This is a genomic window from Roseixanthobacter psychrophilus, from assembly GCF_043195195.1.
In the GTDB taxonomy this organism is placed as follows: domain Bacteria; phylum Pseudomonadota; class Alphaproteobacteria; order Rhizobiales; family Xanthobacteraceae; genus NCEH01.
The window spans coordinates 1-19808 of the sequence record NZ_JBAFWT010000008.1; the positions used below are offsets into that span (position 1 = coordinate 1).

Below are 19808 nucleotides of genomic sequence, written 5' to 3' on the forward strand. Positions count from 1 at the left end.
TTCTTTCCGATGCCCTCGCTCGGCTCGGTGGGCGGCGAAGCCAATATCTACGGGCAATATTATGTAGGGCAGAACAGCTCCACGCTGTTCCCGGAGGGCGATCCCCGCCCCTTCCAGACCGCCCCGCTTCTCAATCCAGCACAGTCGATCCTGGTCTTTTCAGGCACGTCTTTCAACGCGCCGGTCCCGGGCCAGCCGTTGCAGCCGGGCACCCTCACCACCAATGCCCAGGACAATGCGCAACTGACCACCAGCCCCGCTTTTCCGAGCGGCCACACCACGTTCGGGTTCACCCAATCGCTGATGTTCGCGATCATGGTGCCAGAGGCGTACCAGCAGCAGATCACCCGCGCGTCGGAATATGGCTACGACCGCATCGTCATGGCGGCGCACTATCCCACCGACGTGATCGGCGGGCGCATTCTTGCAACTTACGGCCTCGCCCAGGCTCTGGACCCTGCCAACACGCTCTATGCGGACTTCCAGGCAGAATTTGCCACGGCGACGGTCGCGCTGCGCAATCTTTTCACCTCCCAGTGCGGTGGGCTCACCATCAGCGCCTGCATCGCCTCGGGCGCGGCGGATCGCTTCGCCGATTACGCCACGAACAAAGCGAATTACCTCTACCGCCTCACCTATGACCTGCCGGCGACCGGGCCCACCGACCTTGCACCCGTCGTGCCGAGCAACGCTTATCTCCTGCTCACCACGCGCTTCCCATATTTGTCGTCCGCGCAGATCACCGAAGTTCTCTACACCACCGAAATTGCCTCTGGAGCTGCACTGGACGACGGCAGCGGTTGGGCGCGGCTCAATCTTTTCGATGCAGCCAGCGGCTATGGCGCGTTCCGAAGCACGGTGACGGTGAGCATGGATGCCGCCCTCGGTGGCTTCAATGCATATGACACGTGGCAGAACGATATCGGCGGCGCCGGCGGCCTCGTGAAGCAGGGAACCGGCACCCTCGTGCTGGCAGGCACCAACAATTACCAGGGTGGCACGTTGATCCAGGGCGGAATGCTCGGTGTCACAGGCTCTATCGTCGGCGCGGTCAGCGTGTCCAGCGGCGCGACTTTGATGACCGGCCCCTCGGGCCAGATCTCCACCTCCGGCTTGGGGAATGTGACCAATGCCGGCGCGATCGTGAATTACGGCACGATCGTCGGAGACGTGCTCAATTCCGGCACGGTGACGAACAACGGCATCCTTACGGGCACGTTCACCAATGGTGGACTGCTCGGCGGCAATGGCGTGATCAACGGCACCCTCGCCAATGCCGGCATTGTCGCGCCCGGAAATTCCATTGGCACGATGAATGTCAACGGTGCCGTCAGCTTCTCCGCCGGCTCGTCCTATCAGGTCGAGATTGGCGCGCCCGGCCAAAGCGATCTTATCGCCGCCACTGGGCCGGTCAGCATTTCCGGTGCTGCGCTCAATGTTGTGGCGGGTGTTGGCGCGACACCGCAGCTCGGCTCCTACACAATCCTCACCTCCGGCACCGGCGTCACCGGCACATTCGCAAGCGTGAACGACCCCTTCGGCTCGGCCTATCCGTTCCTCGACCTTGTAACGACCTCATCGGCCAATGCGGTCGGCCTGAACGTGGTCGCGGATCGCGCAGCGCTCGTCGGCGCCGGCCGTTCCCCCAATGAGCGGGCGGTCGGCGCTGCCCTTGGCTCGCTCCAAACCTCCAGCCCGGTGCTGCAAGCAGTGGTTGGCCTGAACGGCGCCACCGCCCCAGCCGCGTTCGACGCACTTTCCGGGCAGATCTATGCTTCGACCGCCACCGTCCTCCAGGAACAATCCATTTATCTGCGCGATGCGTTGGGCGCGCGACTGCGACAGGCATCGTCCGGCACCCCTCAGTCGGCTGGCCCTCAGGCCGTGCAGCTCGCGCCCGGCTTTGCCGCCACGGCCTGGCTGCAGGGCTATGGAAGCTGGGGCGACACCGATGCGACCGCCAATAGCGCCAGCCTGTCGCGCAATGTGGGCGGTCTCTTCGCCGGCATAGACGCGCCCGTGGGAGACACTTGGCGTCTTGGCATCGCCGGCGGCTACAGCCAGTCGACCTATGATCTGGACGCCCTCAACTCATCCGGAACCAGCGACAATTATGACATTGCCGGCTATGCCAGCACCAAGCTTGCCGACATGGACCTGCGCCTCGGCGCGGCCTATTCCTGGCACGACATCTCCACCAGCCGCACCGTGCTCTTCTCCGGTTTCCTGAACGGCCTGTCTTCGGATAGCAAAGCCGGCACCACGCAGGTGTTTGGCGAAATTGCCAAGAGCTTTGGCATCGGCGGCGCTAGCCTGGAACCTTTCGCAGGCCTTGCTTATGTCCATCTCAACATGGAGAGCTTCACCGAAGGTGGCGGGGCAGCGGCACTCACGAGTGGCGGCCTGACGCAGGACAATACCTTCTCCACCCTCGGCCTGCGCGTGAGCCAAAGCATCGCGGTCGGCACCGGCACCCTGACCGCCCGCGGCAGCCTCGCCTGGCAATATGCCTTCGGTGATATCACCCCTGACATTGGGCTGGCGCTCGCCACCGGTAGCGCGCCGTTCACGGTGAGCGGCGCCCCCATCGGCCGCAATGCGGCGCTGGTGAATGTCGGCCTTGATTTCCGTGCAACCGCCAATTTGGTGCTCGGCCTATCCTACGGCGGCCAATTCGCCGAAAACGGCTCGGACAATGCCCTGAACGCCCGTCTGGCCGTCAGTTTCTGACACAAGTCCGGTGCAAACAGCAGTCAAGCCGCCCGCTCTGCAGCAGCTTGACTGAATCCAAGGTACAGAACCTTCGTCAAAAGAACCGACGATCCCCCGCCAAGATCTACTCTGGACTTATAATCATTCTATTTATTTTCCATCGTATTGAGCAATACAGTCCCGATTGATAAGGCATATCCGAGGATCTGACTGCAGCTTTGCGTGTGCGGTCTTCGGGATGTCAAACATGTTCAAGGCCGTCTGGTTTCAGATCCATTGGTTGCTCGGCATCACCGCCGGCATCGTATTGGCCGTGGTGGGCGTCACCGGCGCCATGCTGTCGTTCGAACATGAGATTCTGACGGCGCTCAATCCCGGTGTCTTAACGGTGCAGCCCGCCCAATCCGGCGCCCTGCCGCCCGACGTGTTGCTTGAACGCATAAGGGCCAATGCCCCGGGTAAGACCCCGACCGCGCTCACCGTTTCGGCGGATCCGGCGGATCCCGCCCGCGTCACCTTCGCTCCGCCGCCCCCGCCCCCTGGCGCGCCCGCAGGCGGCCCCGGCGGTCCGCGTGGGGAGAATAGATACGTGAATCCCTATGACGGGGCTTTGCTGGGCGATGTTCGGGGCCAGGGCTTTTTCCGCTTCGTGATGCAGGTGCATCGCTGGCTTGCCGCTGGCGACATCGGCAAGCAGATCGTCGGAGCCTCAACAATCGGCCTTATCATACTGTCGCTGTCCGGCCTCTATCTGCGCTGGCCCCGACGCGCTCTGGACTGGCGGAGCTGGTTGCGGCTGGATTGGGGGCGGCGCGGCCGCAGCTTTCTGTGGGAGCTGCATTCCGTGATCGGAACCTGGGTCCTGCCCTTCTATCTGCTCGCCTCGCTCACTGGGCTTTATTGGTCCTACGATTGGTATCGTGGTGCGCTGTTCGATGTCACGGGAACGCCGCGTCCCCAGCAGCAAGGGCCACGTCCGGCCGGCCCGCCACCTGGAGCCCAGGGAGCGGCGCAAGGCAATGCCGGGCCGCAAGGGGTGGCAAGTCCATCTTCAACTCCGGCGGCGCAGGGCGAACGGGCTCCACGTGACGGGCGAGAGACGCGTTCCGCGGCTCCGCTGAATGTCGCAGTTCTCTGGCCCGCCTTCCTGCGCGAGAGCGGTGGCTACAGCACCGCGACGCTGCGCCTTCCCCAGGGCAATGCGCAGGCCCTGACCATCATTTATCAGCCGGAAAATCCCGCCCATGAGCGGGCCAACAACACTCTGGTGCTCGATGCCCAGGGGCAGGTGCGCGAACATAAGCGCTACACCGATCTGCCCACCGGCCAGAAGCTCATGGGCAGCATTTTCCCGCTCCATTCGGGGAGCTTTTTCGGCGTCGGCGGCACAATTCTGATGATGATTGCCAGCCTCCTGATGCCGCTGTTCGCAATCACCGGCTGGATGCTCTATCTCGACCGTCGCAAGAAAAAGCGCGAGGCGCGCTCCGCCGCGGCGCCCGTTGCCTCGGCGGTTTCCAGCGGCGCCGCGCCGGTGCTCGTAGCCTATGCCAGCCAGACCGGCACCGCCGAGCGGCTCGCCTTTCAGAGCGCCAGTGCGCTCCAGGCCGCCGGCCTGCCAGTCAAGGTTGCCTCCTTGGCGGGGCTCGCTCCCGACGCTCTGGCTCAAGCCAAGCGGGCGCTGTTCGTGGTGTCCACCTTCGGCGAAGGAGAGCCCCCGGATGCCGCCCGCGCCTTCGCCCGGCGGATGGGCGGGCGTCACGCGCAGGATGCGCTTGCCCACCTTGATTATGGTGTGCTTGCGCTCGGCGATCGCTCTTTTCAGCGGTTCTGCGGATTTGGCGCCGAGCTGGATGCGTGGCTGCGCACCCAAGGGGCAACACCCTTGTTCGATCGCATCGATGTGGACATGGAGGATGCCGGCGCGCTGCGTCATTGGCAGCAGCATCTCGGCGCTCTGTCCGGCGTGACAACCCTGCCCGATTGGACCTCGCCGCAATATGCAAACTGGCGCCTCGTCCATCGCCGTCAGCTCAATATCGCCAGCGCGGGACTGCCGACCTATCATCTGGCGCTAGAGCCGGTCGCCGGAGCCGCGCTGGCCTGGAGTGCAGGTGACATTGTGGAAATCGGCCCGCGCCTCGATCATGAAACGGTACGGCGCACCCTTGCCGCGCTCGATCTCGACGGCGATGCTCCGATAAGCCACGGCGGACACCCGCTCACTTTGCGCGAGCTGTTATCGCGCAGCCTCCCGCCGGCCGCGGCCCAATTGCTCCAGCGCCAGCCTCAGGAACTTGCTGATTCATTGCAGCCCTTGCCTCACCGGGAATATTCCATCGCCTCCATTCCCGAGGACGGCCGCCTGGAACTTCTCGTGCGCCAGACCCGCACGCCGGATGGCGGCTACGGCCTCGGTTCAGGCTGGCTGACCCGCCACGCGGATGAAGGGGCGATGATCGACCTGCGCATCAGGCCCAATCCCGCGTTCCATGGGCCGGAAGATGACCGTCCGCTGATCCTGATCGGAAACGGCACCGGGCTTGCTGGCCTGCGCGCTCACCTGAAGCGGCGGATCCGCGCGGGACATGATGCCAACTGGCTGATCTTCGGCGAGCGCAGCCAGGCTCATGATTTCTATTTCCGCGACGAGATTACCGCCTGGCAAAGCTCTGGGGCATTGACGCGCGTGGATCTGGCTTTCTCCCGCGACCAGGCGGAGCGCATCTACGTGCAGGATCGGTTGCGACAAGCCGCCGAGGAGATCGGGCATTGGATCGACACCGGTGCCGCCATCTATGTCTGCGGCAGCCTCCAGGGGATGGCGCCGGCGGTGGATCATGTCCTCACCGAATTGATCGGCGCGGCGGCGTTGGAACGCCTCGCAGAACAGCACAGATATTGCCGCGACATCTATTGAATATCGGGACTTCTGCGCTGAACACTGCGCATCGCGTGCCAAATTCCGTTTCCCCGCTCGGTCACATGCCGAGGGCTCATCAATCGAGCACCGCCGCCTTGAGCAGACACACCATGAAGGCGGAGGCCGGCTCGGCGCCGAGATTGCGGATGACGTGGCGCCGGTCGCAGCGATACCGCAGCGTCTCGCCCGCCTTTGCGATTTCGGTCACGCCGCCGACCTCAACCGTGAGCACGCCGGTCACCACCGTGAGGCATTCGATGGAGCCCAATTGGTGGCCATCGGAATCCAGCTCGCCGCCCGGCTCGGCGAAGAATTCGTAATATTGCAGCCACTCCACCGTCTTGATCCAGCCGATGATGGACAGCCGGCAGCGCCCATCCTCGGACACCAAGATAGGGGTTTCCGCGCGCGTCAGCTTTTCGATGAAGGGCGCCTCGTCAGAGGAGGCCAGCACGCGCTCCACCGTCATGTCGAGGGCATGGGAGAGACGCCACACGGTGGCAAGGGTCGGGTTGGTCTCGTTGCGTTCGATCTGGCTGATGATCGATTTTGCGACGCCGGACTGTTCGGACAGTTCCGAAAGCGAGAGATTATAGGCTTTGCGCAGCCGCTGGATGGTCTTGCCCAACTGGCCGGTCATGGCCTGGGCACCGTCTTCCGGAGGCCGCTCGGTGCCCTTCTCCCGCTGCTGCGCCATGTCCCATCCCTTTTGCCGAACGATCGTTCGCTGTGCCGGACGATACTGCGAAATCGCGGGCACGCAAGGCGGTTTCAGGCGCCCTGAAGATCAGTCGCGCCAGAGCGCGTGGAAATGGTGCACCGGGCCATGTCCATGCCCGACGGCCAATTGGTCCGCGGCGGCGATGGCGCCGGTGATGTAGTCCTTGGCCGCCCGCACCGCCGCTTCCAGATCAGCGCCTTTGGCAAGGCCAGCCGCGATTGCCGAAGAAAGGGTGCAGCCCGTGCCATGGGTGTTGCGCGTCGCATGGCGTGGCGCGGACAGGCGCAACACGCCGTCTCGCGCCACGAGCAAATCAATGCTTTCCGGCCCCGATCCGTGACCGCCCTTCATCAGCACCGCCCCGCACCCGAGCGCCAGGAGCGCCTGCCCCTGCTCCAGCATCTGCGCTTCGTCCTGCGCCGGCGGAAGATCCAGCAGGGCGCCGGCTTCCGGCAAATTGGGGGTGATCAGAGTCGCGCGAGGCAGCAGCACCTCCTTCAGAGTCGCGATCGCCGCATCCTCCAATAGCCGTGCGCCGGAGGCCGCGACCATGACGGGGTCCAGGACCACGGTGCGTGCCTGGTGGCGCAACAGCCCTTCCGCTACGGCATGGATCGCCGCGGGGCGCGACAACATCCCGATCTTCACGGCGGCGACGTTGAGATCGCTGAACACGGCATCGATCTGGGCGCCGATGAACGCGGGCGGCACATCGTGGATGGCGGTCACGCCCTGGGTATTTTGGGCGGTCAACGCCGTCAGGATCGACGCGCCATAGACCCCGAGGGCGGAAAATGTCTTGAGGTCCGCCTGAATGCCCGCTCCCCCGCTGGAATCGGAGCCGGCGATGGTGACAGCGATGGGAATGTGGATCTGTGGCACGCGGCGGCTCCGACGAAGACAGGACCGGCGCGGAAACCAGGAGCAACGCGCGAACCTGCGGCGAGACTCTCCCGCCGTGCGCGATCTCGGTTTCCTTCGCCGGCATGATCCGGATCAGGTTCGCGGGTTGGACGAGCCTCTCAGCCCCGCATGATGCGGGACACCCCGACGAGATGTCCTAGATGTAGAGAAGCCGCACGCGGGCATCAAGGGCGAGCCCCAAGTGCTTGCCGCGCGTGGCCCGCAACCCTCGCCGCGTCCCCTTGCAACGGCGCTGCCTTTTCGCCACTTTGGCGCCGCCCTCGATGGGCCGTGCAGGGAGAGTTCCGTGATCGCCTTCTTCGTCCAGATGAAATGCCAGCTCGGCAAATCCTACGAGGTGGCCAACGCTTTGGCGGATGCGGAGATCGCCTCGGAAATCTATTCCACGGCGGGCGATTTCGACCTCCTGGTGAAATTCTATGTGCCGGCGGAAACCGACATCGGCCATTTCGTGAATGAGAAGGTGCAGAACCTGAAGGGCATTCAGGACACCCGCACCATCATCACCTTCAAGGCGTTCTGATCCTCACAACAGCCCAGCGAACCCCAGCGCCCCGCCCACCGCGATCAGCCAGATGGGGTTGAAGCGGGTCGTCAGGGCTCCCACGGCCGCAAACGCTGTGACGCCATAGGCCAGCCAATGGGTGTCAGCGAGTTGCATCAGGATATAGGCGCTGGCAAGCACGATCCCGATGGTGAGCGCGGCCAGCCCGCGCTGGATGGCGATGCGCAGCGGCGCGTCGCGGAAGCGATTGGACAGCCGCGACATGCCATAGGCGGCAGCGCCCGCAGGTACGCACATGACCAGCGTCGTGGCGATGGCGCCAGGGATGCCCGCCACGTACCAGCCGATCAATGTTACCAACAGCACGTTCGGGCCCGGCGTGACCTGGGCGATGGCGAACAGGTCGGCGAACGTGTCGCCGCTCATCCAGCCGTTGGATTCCACCGCCATGCGGTGCAATTCCGGAATGACCGCGTTCGCGCCGCCGATGGCGAGGAACGAGATCACGAACATATGGGCGACAAGATCGCCGAGCGGATCGCGCGCGCTCATCGCGACCACCGCCATGCCGCAGCGACGGAGAATGGCGCCAGCACCACGATCACCAGAAGCAACGGAAACCCGAACAGCCCGGCCCCGAGGAAGGCAAGCGCGGCAAAGACCAGGGCAACGGGATTGCGGCGTTCCACGTACCCCATCTTCAGGCCGAGGGCGACGAACAGGCCGACGGCGGCCGCCGAAATCCCGCGCAACATCCCGGAGATGGCGGGCAATTGACCGTAATGGACATAAAGCGTCGCCAACGTCAGCCCGATAATGCAGGGCGCCACGATCAGCCCGGCAAACGCCGCACACGCGCCGAGAAAGCCGCCGAAACGGGCACCGACGCAAAACGACATATTGACGATATTCGGGCCCGGCATCAGCTGGCAGATGGATAGCAGTTCGTTGAACTCGCGGGCGCCAAGCCAGCGGCGCTGCTCCACCAGTTCCCGGCGTGCAAACGGCAGGGCGCCGCCGAAGCCGGACAGGGCGATGCGCAGGAAGCCGAAGAACAACTCGGGGACACGTGGCGGCGGCACTTCCCCCATGTCGGGGGCGGCGCTCTCGACGTCGCGACTCACGACCTTGCCTTCATCGGCCAGTCCTCATGTACTCTCGGTTGCCACGCTGCAGGTTCAGCCTCGGGTGGAACCGTCATGGCACGGTGCGCGGCGTGCGGCGATGCTCCCGCCATGCCAGCCCGGCGCCCGCGGCCACCACCAAGGCGGCCCCGCAGAACATGAGCGGATGCGGCCATTCCTGGAAGAACATGGCGCCGAACAGCACCGCCCATAGCAAGGTGGCGTAATTAAACGGTGCCACGACCGAGGCCGGCGCATAGCGATTGGCGGCGGTCAGGAAGATCTGTCCCATTCCGCCGGTGATGCCGACCCCCGCCAGGGCCAAGCCCTCACGCCAGCTCGGCAGCGTCCACCCGAAGGGGGCCGTCGCGAGGCCGGCGATGCTCGCAACCAGCGAGAAATAGAACACGATGGCGCCGGTGGTCTCGGTCTGCGTCAACCGGCGCACCTGCGTCACGGCGAAGCCTGCGCCGACGGCCCCCGCCAGCGCCAAGCCGACACCGATCACAACCCCCTCGGTCTGGAGGTCGGTGGGTGAAAAGGCCGGCCAGAGCATGACCAGGATGCCGAGAAATCCTAACGCCACCGCGACCCTACGATAGGTCGGAACCTGCTCGCGCAGCAGCAGCGCGGCGAGAATCACGGCCACCAGCGGCGTCACATAAGTGATGGCCACCGCCTCCGCGAGGGGGATGAATGCGAGGGCGGCGAAGCCCGCCCACATGGAGGCGACACCCACCGTGCCACGCAGCACATGGCCGAACGGCGCGCGAGTGATGAGGGCTGAGCGCAATTCCCCGCGCCATGCCAACCACACCACCACAGGCAGGAGGCCGATGAAGCTGCGCGCAAATACGATCTGCCCGCTCGGCACATCGTCGGCCACGGCACGCACAAGTGCGGACATCGCGGCGAAGACGAGCGTGGCGCTCAACTGGAGAAGGATACCGGCAATGGCGTTCATTGTGATTCTTGTCTGGCGCACGGCTCCCTTCGGGAGCACTGCCATGGCGAGCACCGCCATATAGCGTGGACTTCGGTAAAAGAGTCATGCCTGATCCACATGTCATCGACGTGAGCATTTCCTCCAGCGCCGGGCAAAGCGTTGGCGACAGCGTGACCTTGGCGCCGCCGGTCACCAAGGGTAACGTGCGAGGTGGACTTTGCACGGTAGCCACGGTCATCAGCGAAGGATGGGCGTGCAATGCCCGGCAAAAAGGGACAGGGCCATGAGCGCGCGATCACCCGAAGGGCGAACAAACCGCACCGATATGGCGCCGCTGCGCAAGGTTGTCGTTTGGGATTTTCCGACGCGGCTGTTCCACTGGTCGCTGGTGGGACTGATCGCGGGAGCGTATGCCACCGCCAATCTGGGCAAGATCGACCTGCACTTTCTGTGCGGCTACGCGATCATCGCCCTGCTGCTGTTCCGTCTGGCCTGGGGTTTGATCGGCAGCGATACCGCGCGTTTCGCCACCTTCGTGCGAAGCCCGCTCGCCGCGTGGCAGCATCTTGCCCACTTCACCCGGCCCGAGCCTGATACCGAGGTCGGCCATAATGCGGCCGGCGGGCTGATGGTGCTGGTGATGCTGACGCTCATCGGCGTGCAGGTGGCAACGGGCCTGTTTTCCAACGACGGCCTTTTCTCGGAAGGGCCTCTGGCGAAATACGTTTCACCCGCCGTCAGCGACCGGCTGAGCAGCCTGCATGAATTCAATTTCAACCTGATCCTGGCGACCATCGTGCTGCACGTCGTGGCGATCCTGGCCTATGCATTGGTGAAGCGGCACGATCTGGTGCGGCCCATGGTGCTCGGTTGGAAGCGCCTGCCGGCGACGATTCCCGCACCGCGCATCGCATCCCTCATGCTTGCCGCTTGCCTCTTCATCCTGGCCGCCGGCGCCGCATGGGCGCTGGCGACCTTTTCCTGAGGCGTAACGAAGCCTAGCTCAACGCGCCTTATAGGAACGGTGGCAGGAGCGGCAATCCTCGGCCACCGTGGCGAACGCGGTCTTGAATCCGCTCTCGGTGCCGACATTGGCGGCGTTGTCGGCCACCGCCTTGTTGAAGTGAGCCAATGTGGTGTCAAAACCTGCCCGGTCGCTCCAGATGGCGGCGGTCGCCTTGGTTTCGCCGGTGTCGGAGCCGGCTGGGAAGAGCGCGCCGAACTTGGCGCCATTCTCGCTGAACGTCTTGAAGATCGCTGCTGCCTTGGTGGGATCGTAGGGCATCTCGCCCTTCAGCATCTTCGCGCCGATGTCGGTTTGATCGCCGATCTGCTTCATCAGATCCTTGCGCAGCTTGATCGGATCGGTCTGGGCGACAACAACAGTCGCCGCGAGGGGAAGAAGGACGGCGGCCAGGATGGCAAGACGCATGGACAGCTCCACATGTGACAGGGCACTTGTGGGCGGAGCTTAAGAAGAATTCCAAGAAAGCCGCCAGGGGTCAGGTGGTCACGCTCGCGTTTAAGCCCACCTTCCTCTTGTCCTCGGCACGCGGCATCCTGCCGCATCCCATGCAACGTGCATCAACGTCAGGCGACAACCTGCTCCGCTTCAATCGCGGCAAAAACTGCGGCCGGCGTGGCTGGCATGTCCATTTGGGTGATGCCGTAGCGGCGCCACAAGGCATCCACCACCGCGTTCATGACCGCAGGGCATGAGCCGATGGCACCCGCCTCGCCTGCCCCCTTCACTCCGAGCGGATTGGTGGCACAGGGCACATTGCGGGTCTCAAAATGGATCAGCGGCAGGTCCTCTGCGCGCGGCAAGGCGTAATCCATGAAACTCGCAGTCAAAAGCTGGCCTTCGGCATCATAGACGGTGCGCTCGAGCAACGCCTGGCCGATCCCCTGCGCGACACCGCCTTGAACCTGCCCTTCCAGCAAGGCAGGCGTGACCACGGCGCCGAAATCGTCGACGATCACATAGGACACGATCTGCACGGCTCCGGTCTCGGGATCGATCTCCACCTCGCAGGCGTGGGTGCCATTGGGATAGGTCGCTTCCGGTGGCGTGAAAGCATCCTGCGCGTTGAGCAATTCCGGCGTTGCGGCGGGATGCACGGCCAGTTCGGCAAGGGACAGGCGCCGGTCGGTACCGGCCACCTCCACCCCGCCGGCCTCCAGCTCAATATCAGCCACATCCGCTTCCAGCGCCTCGGCTCCCAACTGACGCAGATTGCGCGCAAGCCGCCGCGCCGCCCCCGCAACCGCTGCCCCGCCGACCGGAATGGAGCGCGAGCCACCCGTACCGCCTCCGGTCTTGGTGGCGTCCGTATCGCCCTGATGCACGATGATCCGGTTCATCGGCACCTTCAGATGAGCGGCGGCAAGATGGGCGTAAGCGGTCATGTGCCCCTGCCCGCTCGACTGGGTGCCGATGCGCAAGGAAATCGTGCCGTCGCTTTCGAGCCGCAGATAAGCCGGCTCCGGCGAGCCCCCGCCGCACGCCTCGATGTAGGAGGCAAAGCCGAAGCCGCGCAGGCGGCCGCGCGCTTGCGCCTGCGCTTCACGCGCGGCGAAACCAGGTTTGTCGGCAATTTCGAGCGCCCGCGTCATGTGGCCATCGAACTCGCCGCTGTCGTACAGCCGGCCGGAGCACGTTTCATAGGGCATGGCGGAGGGCGGAATGAAGTTCAGACGCCGCAGATCCTCCGGCGCCACGTCGGTCTCGCGGGCGGCGGCATCAACAAGCCGCTCGATCACATAGGCCGCCTCCGGCCGACCGGCGCCGCGATAGGCGTCCACGGGAACCGTGTGGGTATACACACCGCGCACCCGCACGTGAAACACGGGGATGGTGTAGAGCCCGGGCAGCATGCTTGCCCCGCCCACCGGGATATAGGCGCCGTAATAGGCGATATAGGCACCGAGATTGGCGAGCGTATCCACCCGCAGGCCGAGAAACCTGCCCGCCTGGTCCAATGCCAACTCGGCAAAGGTAATGTTGTCGCGCCCATGGCTATCGCCCTGGAAATGCTCGCTGCGATCGCCGATCCAGGCCACTGCCCGGTTCAAGGTGCGAGCGGCAAGGGCGGCAAGCGGATATTCGCCGAACGGGAACATCTTGGTGCCGAAGCCGCCGCCGACATCGGGCGTGACGACCCGCAGGTCCTCGCGCGGCCATTTCAAGATCTTGTCGGCAATAGCATCGCGCAAGATATGGCTACCCTGGCTGCCGAGGGTCAGGCGCACGCGACCGCCCTCCTCCACCTCGGCCAGTACGCCACGGGTTTCCAAGTAATTGGTGACGAGGCGATTGTTGACGAGCCGGATTCGCACCACGCGATCCGCCTTGGCGAAGGCGGCATCGACCGCCGGTCCGTCGCCGAGTTCGCTGGTGAAGGCGATGTTTCGCGCCCGCTCCGCCCACACCTTCGGCGCGTGGGCGGCAATAGCCGACTCCATGTCGGCGACCGCGTCGAGCGGCTCCCAGTCGATCACCATGGCCTCAGCGGCATCGCGGGCCTCGTCCAGGGTATCGGCGACGATGAAGGCAACCGGTTCCCCGACGTGCCGCGAAATGCCCGCTGCGAGCACGGGATGATGTGGCTTCCACATATGGGCTTCGCCCACCACCGCCACGCTCGCCGCCACCGGCAAACCACCGCAGCCCTTAAGATCGGCGGCAGTCAGCACCAGGCGTACGCCCGGCATGGCCTTCACCGCGTCGAGATCGCCAAAGGTGAAGCGCGCATGGGCATGGGGGGAGCGCAGGACATACCCCTGCAGCGCCTGCGCTCGCGCGGCCAAATCGCCGACAAAACGGCCCGCCCCGGTCAGCAGCGCAGGGTCTTCGAGGCGGGTGAAGGGCTGGCCGTGGCCGAACTTGAGGGCAGACATTCAGCATCGCTCCCTGTTCGCCGGTCGGGAAAAAAAGCCGTACGGGTCCGCCTGCGGCTTGAACGGCATCCAGAGCGGGACGCGGCATTCATGCGGGACAGGCGTGCGAACGATCAAACCGACGGATCATCCCACTAGGAAATGCCGTCTTCTTCGCATTTGCGCAAGCGCCGCCCAAGCCGAGCGTGCGCCGCACAATGAGCAAGGATGCTCCTCAGGCGCGCGCCTGTGCAAGTTCGCTCACCATGCGCGCGACCGCGTCCCGAGCGGCATCCACCACCGCCCGCTCCCGCGAGCGCACGACGATGTTTGTGTTGGGGCCATTCTCATCGAAGAACGGATAGGAGCCGATGGTGGCTTCGGGAAACTGGCCGGCAATGGCCTTTAGCGGCGCGGCGATGTCGCCTTCACGTGCATCAGCCCGCACCGTCTCGGACAGCATGGGCGCGTTGCTGCGCAGGGTGGGAATGATGACTTCCAACATCGCCTGCATGATGCGCGGCACGCCCGCCATCACATAGACGTTGCCGATGTTGAAGCCGGGCGCCTTGGACACCGGATTGACCACCAATTCGGCACCGGCGGGAATGCGGGCCATGCGCAGGCGGGCCTCGTTGAGGTCCTTCTCCGCGATATATTCCAGCAGCATGGCGCGGGCCCGCGGGTCCACGTCGATGGCGACGCCGAATGCCTTGGCGACGGCATCTGCCGTGATGTCGTCATGGGTCGGGCCGATGCCGCCGGTGGTGAAGACGTAGGTATAGCGCGCCCGCAGCGCGTTGAGGGCGGCGACGATGTCCTCTTCCACGTCGGACACCACCCGCACCTCGCGCAGGTCGACCCCCACTTCAGTGAGTCGCTCGGCGATGTGGCCAATATTCTTGTCCTTGGTGCGTCCCGACAGGATCTCGTCGCCGATCACCAGGAGAGCCGCGCTGACGATTTGCGCGCCGAGTGCTTCGCTCATGTCGCCTTCCCCTGCACCGCTCAATGACAGGCGGTGTATTTATGCCTAAAACTTAACCACTGCCATTCAGCCGCAGAGGCGAAGGGTGGAGTTGCCGCCATTATCTCTTCCTTGGCACGATGTTTGTACATAGGATTCGATCAAGCGGAGTGTCAGTCCCAATGCGGCGCGCGTTCGACGAGATGTCCTGTGAAGACGGCACGGTCCGTCAGGCTTATGATTCGCTCAATCAATGGCTGAGCAAGGTTCCCCATGAGGTTCTCGACCAGCGCCGGAAGGAGGCGGAGTTCATTTTCCGGCGTATCGGCATCACGTTCGCCGTCTATGGCGAACAGAATGCGCAAGAGCGCCTGATCCCGTTCGATATCGTTCCGCGCATCATCACGCATGAGGAATGGGGGCGGCTTTCCAAGGGGCTGGAGCAGCGCGTCAAGGCGCTGAACATGTATATCAGCGACGTTTACGGCAAGCGCGAGGTCCTCAAAGCCGGCATCGTGCCGGAGGATCTGGTCTATCAGAACCCCGCCTTCCGCCCCGAGATGAACGGCCAGCGCGTGCCGCACAATGTCTATGTGCACATCGCCGGCATCGATATCGTGCGCACCGATCCCGACACCTTCTATGTGCTCGAAGACAATGCCCGGACCCCCTCGGGCGTGTCCTACATGCTGGAAAACCGCGAGATCATGCTGCGCCTGTTCCCGGAGCTGTTCGCGCAGCATCGCGTGGCGCCCGTGGAAAAATATGCCGACGATCTGCTCGCGACCCTGCGCTCGCTCGCGCCGCGCGGCGGCAGCGAGCCGAACGTGGCGATCCTCACGCCCGGCATCTATAACTCCGCTTATTACGAACACTCGTTCCTGGCGGACAAGCTGGGCGTGGACTTGGTGGAAGGTCGCGACCTGTTCGTGAAGGACAATGTGGTGTTCATGCGCACCACCGAGGGCCCGAAGCGGGTGGACGTCATCTATCGCCGCCTCGACGACGATTTCATCGACCCCCTTGCCTTTCGGCCCGACAGCGTGCTCGGCGTACCGGGCCTGATGAGCGCCTATCTGTCCGGCAATGTCACCCTCACCAATGCGGTGGGAACCGGCGTTGCGGACGATAAGGCGGTCTACAGCTATATGCCGGACATCATTCGCTTCTATCTCGGCGAGGAGCCGCTGCTGCCGAACGTGCCCACTTGGCGCTGCCGCGAGCCGGAGCATCTTGCCTATGTGCTCGACCATCTGAGCGAGTTGGTGGTGAAGGAAGTGCACGGCTCCGGCGGCTACGGCATGCTGGTGGGCCCCATGGCGGACAAGGCGCAGATCGAGATCTTCCGCGCCAAGCTCAAGCATGACCCGGCCAATTTCATCGCCCAGCCGACACTTGCCCTTTCCACCTGCCCGACGCTGGTGGAAAAAGGCATCGCGCCCCGCCATGTGGACCTGCGCCCGTTCATTCTCACCGGCAGCGACAAGGTCCGCATCGTTCCCGGTGGGCTGACCCGCGTCGCCATGAAGGAGGGTTCCCTGGTGGTCAATTCGAGCCAGGGCGGCGGCACCAAGGATACCTGGGTGCTCGACGCCTGAGCCGCGGCTTCGACATGTCTCGCGGTGCCGCAAGCGCGGCACCCCCCTCATCCTTCTGCAAGATGGGCTGACCATGCTCTCCCGCACCGCCGAAAATCTCTATTGGCTGTCGCGCTATGTGGAGCGCGCAGATTGTCTCGCGCGTATCCTCGATGTCGCCCAGCGCCTTTCCTATACCCCCGTGCCCACGGAAGGTCCGACCAATGAGTGGGGCTCCGCCGTGCTCACCGCCGGGTGTGCCGAGGAATTCGTGGAACGCTACGGCCCCCTCGCCGAGGCCACGGAGGACAATGTCGTCTCGTTCCTCGCGTTCGATCAGGACAATCCCAGTTCGATCCGCAATTGCTTCGAGGTCGCCCGCACCAACGCCCGCTCCGTGCGCACCGCTCTGACCTCGGAAATGTGGGACGTCATCAACTCCTCCTGGATCGAGCTGCGCTCCTTCCCGGACAAGGCTTTGAGCCGCGAGGAACTGGCGCGTTTCCTGGCATTCGTGAAGGAGACCTCGCTGCGCTTCGATGGCGCGACGTTCCGCACCATGCTGCGCAACGATGCCTATTGGTTCACCCGCGCCGGTGCCCATGTCGAACGCGCCGACAACACCGCCCGCATTCTGGACGTGAAATATCATGTGCTGCTGCCGGAGCAGGAGCATGTGGGCGGCCCGCTGGATTATTTCCAATGGGCGTCCATCCTGCGCTCGGTCTCGGCGCTGACCGCGTTCCACTGGGTCTATCGCGACAGTATAAAGCCCTGGCTGGTGGCGGATCTGCTGATCCTCAATCGCGCCATGCCGCGCTCGCTCGCAAGCTGCTATGACAATCTCTCGCGCTGCCTCGACGACATAGCCGGGGCCTATGGGCGCCAGGGGCCGGCCCAGCGGCTCGCCCGCACGACGCAGGCACGGATGTCAAACCGCACCATTGAGGATATCTTCCAGAGCGGGCTGCATGAATTCATCACCGAATTCATTACCGACAACAACAAGCTCGCCAGCGAGATTACCGAACAATATCTCGTCTGACGGACGGCGGCAGCCGCAGGAATCGGATGAGGCGAGGGCAGAACGATGCGGGTTCGCATTTACCATCAGATCATCCACAAGCTGGAGCCGGGCCTGCGTATAGCCACGGCAACCATCAAGCTCACGCCGCGCAATCACGAGGGCCAGCACATTTTGCGCTGGCCGCTCGACGTGCAGCCGGACTGCCGCCTCTATTCCCATGAGGATGCGTTCGGCAATCTGTGCCACACCTTTTCAGTCGAGGGACCGCTGGACCACATCACCCTCGTCGCCGAGGGGGATGTGGAAACCCGCGACATGACCGGCGTCGTGCGCGGCACCGTTGAGCGCTTCCCGCCGTCCCTGTTCCTGCGCCAGACCGACTTCACGATCCCTGACGCGGGCATCGAGACCCTCGCGGCGAAGGCGGTGGACGCCGACGGCCCGCTGGCCCAGGCCCATGAACTGATGAGCCTGATTAACGAGGCGGTCGCAGAAGTGCCCATGGAAGGTGCGGCGCTGGCACGCACGGCCGCGGCGGTCCTCAAGGACGGCGAGGGCACCTCGGGCGAGATCGCCCATGTCTTCACCGCCGCCGCCCGGCATCTGCGCATCCCCGCGCGGCACATTTCGGGCTATGCCACGGAGGATGACGAGCCGGGTACAATTCGCGAATGGGCTGAAGTGCACGTGCCCAAGCTCGGCTGGGTCGCGTTCGACTGCGGCCGCAAGGTGTGCGTCACAGAAGAGCATGTGCGGGTCGCAGTGGCGTTGGATTCGCTTGGCGTCGCGCCGGTACGCGGCACCGGCATCAATGCGCGCGAGGAGGCCACCGCCAATGCCGTCTCCTTTGCCACGCGCCGCGGCCAGAGCCAGAGCCAAAGTCAGACCCAGGAATGAGGCGCGCGGGGCCCGGATCGCAGGCGCGTGATCTTCGGCCCCTCCCCGCATCTTCCTTTGGGCTTGACCCCGGACGTCTCGCTTGCGATGCGGGCGGGGCACATCAGGCTCCCGGAGGCACTCATGAGCGACACGCCGGCCTACGATCCCGCCAACATCTTCGCCAAGATCCTGCGCGGCGAGCTTCCGGCGCATAAGGTTTACGAGGACGAGCGCGCCCTCGCCTTTCTCGACATCATGCCGCGCGCGCCAGGCCACACCCTGGTGATTCCCAAGGCCGCGGCCCGCAATATTCTCGACATCAAACCCGATGACCTCGCCTATGTCGCCCAGATCGCCCAGAAGGTGGCGAAGGCCGCAAAGAAGGTGTTCGCAGCCGACGGCATCACCGTGCAGCAGTTCAACGAGACCTCGGGCGGCCAGGTGGTGTTCCACCTGCATGTGCACGTGATCCCCCGCCACGAGGGCGTCGCGATGAAGCCCGCAGCCACCTTCAAGGAGGAAAACGCAGTGCTGGCGGAGCACGCAGAAAAGCTCAAGGCAGAACTCGCCCGGTGAGCGAAGCGCCCACCGCTCTCCTCGCAGGGGTACGCATCGATGCCCCGGCGCGGCTTCATCTCGGTTTTCTTGATCTCGGGGGGGCGTTGGGCCGGCGCTTCGGCAGCCTGGGCCTGACCCTGGATGCCCCCCGGACCCGGGTGCACATCATGCGCGCCCCATCGGACAGCGTCGAAGGGCAGGATGCGGAGCGCGCGGCGCGGACGCGCGATCTGGTGCGGGCGTCCCTCGGCAATACGCTGGCAATGTCGATCCGGATCGAGGACGCCCTTCCCCCGCACAGCGGCCTCGGCTCGGGAACCCAATTGGCGCTGGCGGTCGCCACCGGGATCGCCCGCCTCGCCGGGCAGCCCCTCTCCACGCGCGATGCGGCACGGCTGCTTGCCCGCGGCCGGCGCTCCGCCATCGGCATCGGCGCCTTCGAGAGCGGTGGCGTGATTCTGGATGGGGGAAAGCCGGCGATATCCCGCGCACCGGATGTCGGCGCGGCACCTCCCATCCTTGCCCGCCTTCCGGTGCCCGACGCGTGGCGGGTGCTTCTCGTGTCGGACGTGGCAAGAAGCGGCCTCAGTGGCGAAGCCGAGACCCGCGCCATAGAGACCCTGCCACCCTTCCCAGAATCGCTCGCCGCCCACCTGTGCCACCTGGTGCTGATGCAGGCCCTTCCTGCCCTTGCGGAAGAAGATATTGTCGGCTTCGGAACGGCCGTCGGATCGCTGCAAAGGAACCTTGGCGACCATTATGCCGCGGCACAGGGCGGCGGTCGCTTCGCCAGCCCAGACGTGGCTGAAGCAATTGCTTTTATTGAGCAAAATGGAATTCGAGGCGTTGGGCAGACATCGTGGGGGCCGACTGGCTTCGCGATCCTCGGGAGCGAGAGTGAGGGCGAGACGCTTTTGCAGGCGCTGCGCACCCGCTATGCTGATCGCGTGAACCTTTTGTTCGCATGCGTGCGGGGAAACAACCGCGGCGCCGACATCGTCGATCTGCCGCTGCAGGCCCTCACTTAACGGGACCTGACCCGGGTGGTCCGCGATCAAAGCGCAGC

General features: G+C 64.6%; 17 protein-coding genes. 9 read left to right on the forward strand and 8 right to left on the reverse strand.

From position 1 onward, the window contains the following. Positions 1-2730, forward strand: a 2730-nt coding sequence (locus tag V5F77_RS09810) for an autotransporter domain-containing protein (protein ID WP_429005166.1), incomplete at its 5' end; no start/stop codon positions are given. A 229-nt stretch (positions 2731-2959) separates the two neighbouring features. After that, positions 2960-5632: a PepSY domain-containing protein gene (locus V5F77_RS09815; RefSeq protein ID WP_429005167.1), complete on the forward strand. Its 2673-nt coding sequence runs from the start codon at positions 2960-2962 to the stop codon at positions 5630-5632. A 79-nt stretch (positions 5633-5711) separates the two neighbouring features. Here V5F77_RS09815 and V5F77_RS09820 read toward each other — a convergent pair whose 3' ends face one another. Together V5F77_RS09820 and thiD are read right to left on the reverse strand one after the other, a co-directional pair. After that, positions 5712-6332: a helix-turn-helix domain-containing protein gene (locus V5F77_RS09820; RefSeq protein WP_429005168.1), complete on the reverse strand. Its 621-nt coding sequence runs from the start codon at positions 6330-6332 to the stop codon at positions 5712-5714. A gap of 90 nt (positions 6333-6422) precedes the next feature. Next, the gene (gene thiD / locus V5F77_RS09825; protein WP_429005306.1) at positions 6423-7229 is read right to left on the reverse strand and encodes a bifunctional hydroxymethylpyrimidine kinase/phosphomethylpyrimidine kinase; all 807 of its coding nucleotides are present in this window, start codon (positions 7227-7229) and stop codon (positions 6423-6425) included. Between the two features lie 337 nt (positions 7230-7566). Between thiD and V5F77_RS09830 the strand changes: the two genes are divergently transcribed. Beyond that, positions 7567-7803: an Lrp/AsnC ligand binding domain-containing protein gene (locus V5F77_RS09830; protein ID WP_429005169.1), complete on the forward strand. Its 237-nt coding sequence runs from the start codon at positions 7567-7569 to the stop codon at positions 7801-7803. 3 nt (positions 7804-7806) lie between these two features. Here the strand turns inward: V5F77_RS09830 and V5F77_RS09835 are convergent, their stop codons facing one another. The 3 genes from V5F77_RS09835 to V5F77_RS09845 form a co-directional block, all read right to left on the reverse strand. Next, entirely contained in the window at positions 7807-8337 is a 531-nt protein-coding gene (locus V5F77_RS09835; protein WP_429005170.1) for a chromate transporter, read from the reverse strand. Then, positions 8334-8909 (reverse strand): chromate transporter, encoded by a 576-nt coding sequence (locus V5F77_RS09840; RefSeq protein WP_429005171.1) that lies wholly within the window; start codon positions 8907-8909, stop codon positions 8334-8336. Before V5F77_RS09840 ends, V5F77_RS09835 begins: the two co-directional genes overlap by 4 nt. A 73-nt stretch (positions 8910-8982) precedes the next feature. Next, positions 8983-9873: a DMT family transporter gene (locus V5F77_RS09845; protein ID WP_429005172.1), complete on the reverse strand. Its 891-nt coding sequence runs from the start codon at positions 9871-9873 to the stop codon at positions 8983-8985. Between the two features lie 265 nt (positions 9874-10138). Between V5F77_RS09845 and V5F77_RS09850 the strand changes: the two genes are divergently transcribed. Beyond that, positions 10139-10840: a cytochrome b/b6 domain-containing protein gene (locus V5F77_RS09850; RefSeq protein ID WP_429005173.1), complete on the forward strand. Its 702-nt coding sequence runs from the start codon at positions 10139-10141 to the stop codon at positions 10838-10840. Positions 10841-10858: 18 nt separating this feature from the next. On the opposite strand, the gene V5F77_RS09855 is transcribed toward V5F77_RS09850, so the two are convergent. From V5F77_RS09855 to V5F77_RS09865, 3 genes are all read right to left on the reverse strand, one after another. After that, positions 10859-11287, reverse strand: a complete 429-nt coding sequence (locus V5F77_RS09855) for a c-type cytochrome (protein ID WP_429005174.1) — start codon at positions 11285-11287, stop codon at positions 10859-10861. A 158-nt stretch (positions 11288-11445) separates the two neighbouring features. After that, positions 11446-13755, reverse strand: coding sequence for a xanthine dehydrogenase family protein molybdopterin-binding subunit (locus V5F77_RS09860; RefSeq protein WP_429005175.1), 2310 nt, complete (start codon positions 13753-13755; stop codon positions 11446-11448). A gap of 214 nt (positions 13756-13969) precedes the next feature. Then, positions 13970-14722 (reverse strand): competence/damage-inducible protein A, encoded by a 753-nt coding sequence (locus V5F77_RS09865; RefSeq protein ID WP_429005176.1) that lies wholly within the window; start codon positions 14720-14722, stop codon positions 13970-13972. Between the two features lie 161 nt (positions 14723-14883). On the opposite strand from V5F77_RS09865, the gene V5F77_RS09870 reads away from it, so the two are divergent. The 5 genes from V5F77_RS09870 to V5F77_RS09890 all read left to right on the forward strand — a co-directional run bounded on the left by V5F77_RS09870 (position 14884) and on the right by V5F77_RS09890 (position 19770). After that, positions 14884-16299 (forward strand): circularly permuted type 2 ATP-grasp protein, encoded by a 1416-nt coding sequence (locus tag V5F77_RS09870; protein WP_429005177.1) that lies wholly within the window; start codon positions 14884-14886, stop codon positions 16297-16299. A gap of 73 nt (positions 16300-16372) precedes the next feature. Continuing rightward, complete coding sequence (locus tag V5F77_RS09875) at positions 16373-17323, forward strand: alpha-E domain-containing protein (RefSeq protein WP_429005178.1); 951 nt, start codon at positions 16373-16375, stop codon at positions 17321-17323. Positions 17324-17368: 45 nt separating this feature from the next. Next, on the forward strand, positions 17369-18202 hold the full coding sequence (locus V5F77_RS09880) for a transglutaminase family protein (RefSeq protein ID WP_429005179.1): 834 nt from the start codon (positions 17369-17371) through the stop codon (positions 18200-18202). Between the two features lie 123 nt (positions 18203-18325). Continuing rightward, complete coding sequence (locus V5F77_RS09885; protein WP_429005180.1) at positions 18326-18760, forward strand: HIT family protein; 435 nt, start codon at positions 18326-18328, stop codon at positions 18758-18760. Further along, positions 18757-19770 (forward strand): beta-ribofuranosylaminobenzene 5'-phosphate synthase family protein, encoded by a 1014-nt coding sequence (locus tag V5F77_RS09890; protein ID WP_429005181.1) that lies wholly within the window; start codon positions 18757-18759, stop codon positions 19768-19770. The genes V5F77_RS09885 and V5F77_RS09890 overlap by 4 nt, the downstream gene beginning before the upstream one ends. Positions 19771-19808: the final 38 nt, after the last annotated feature.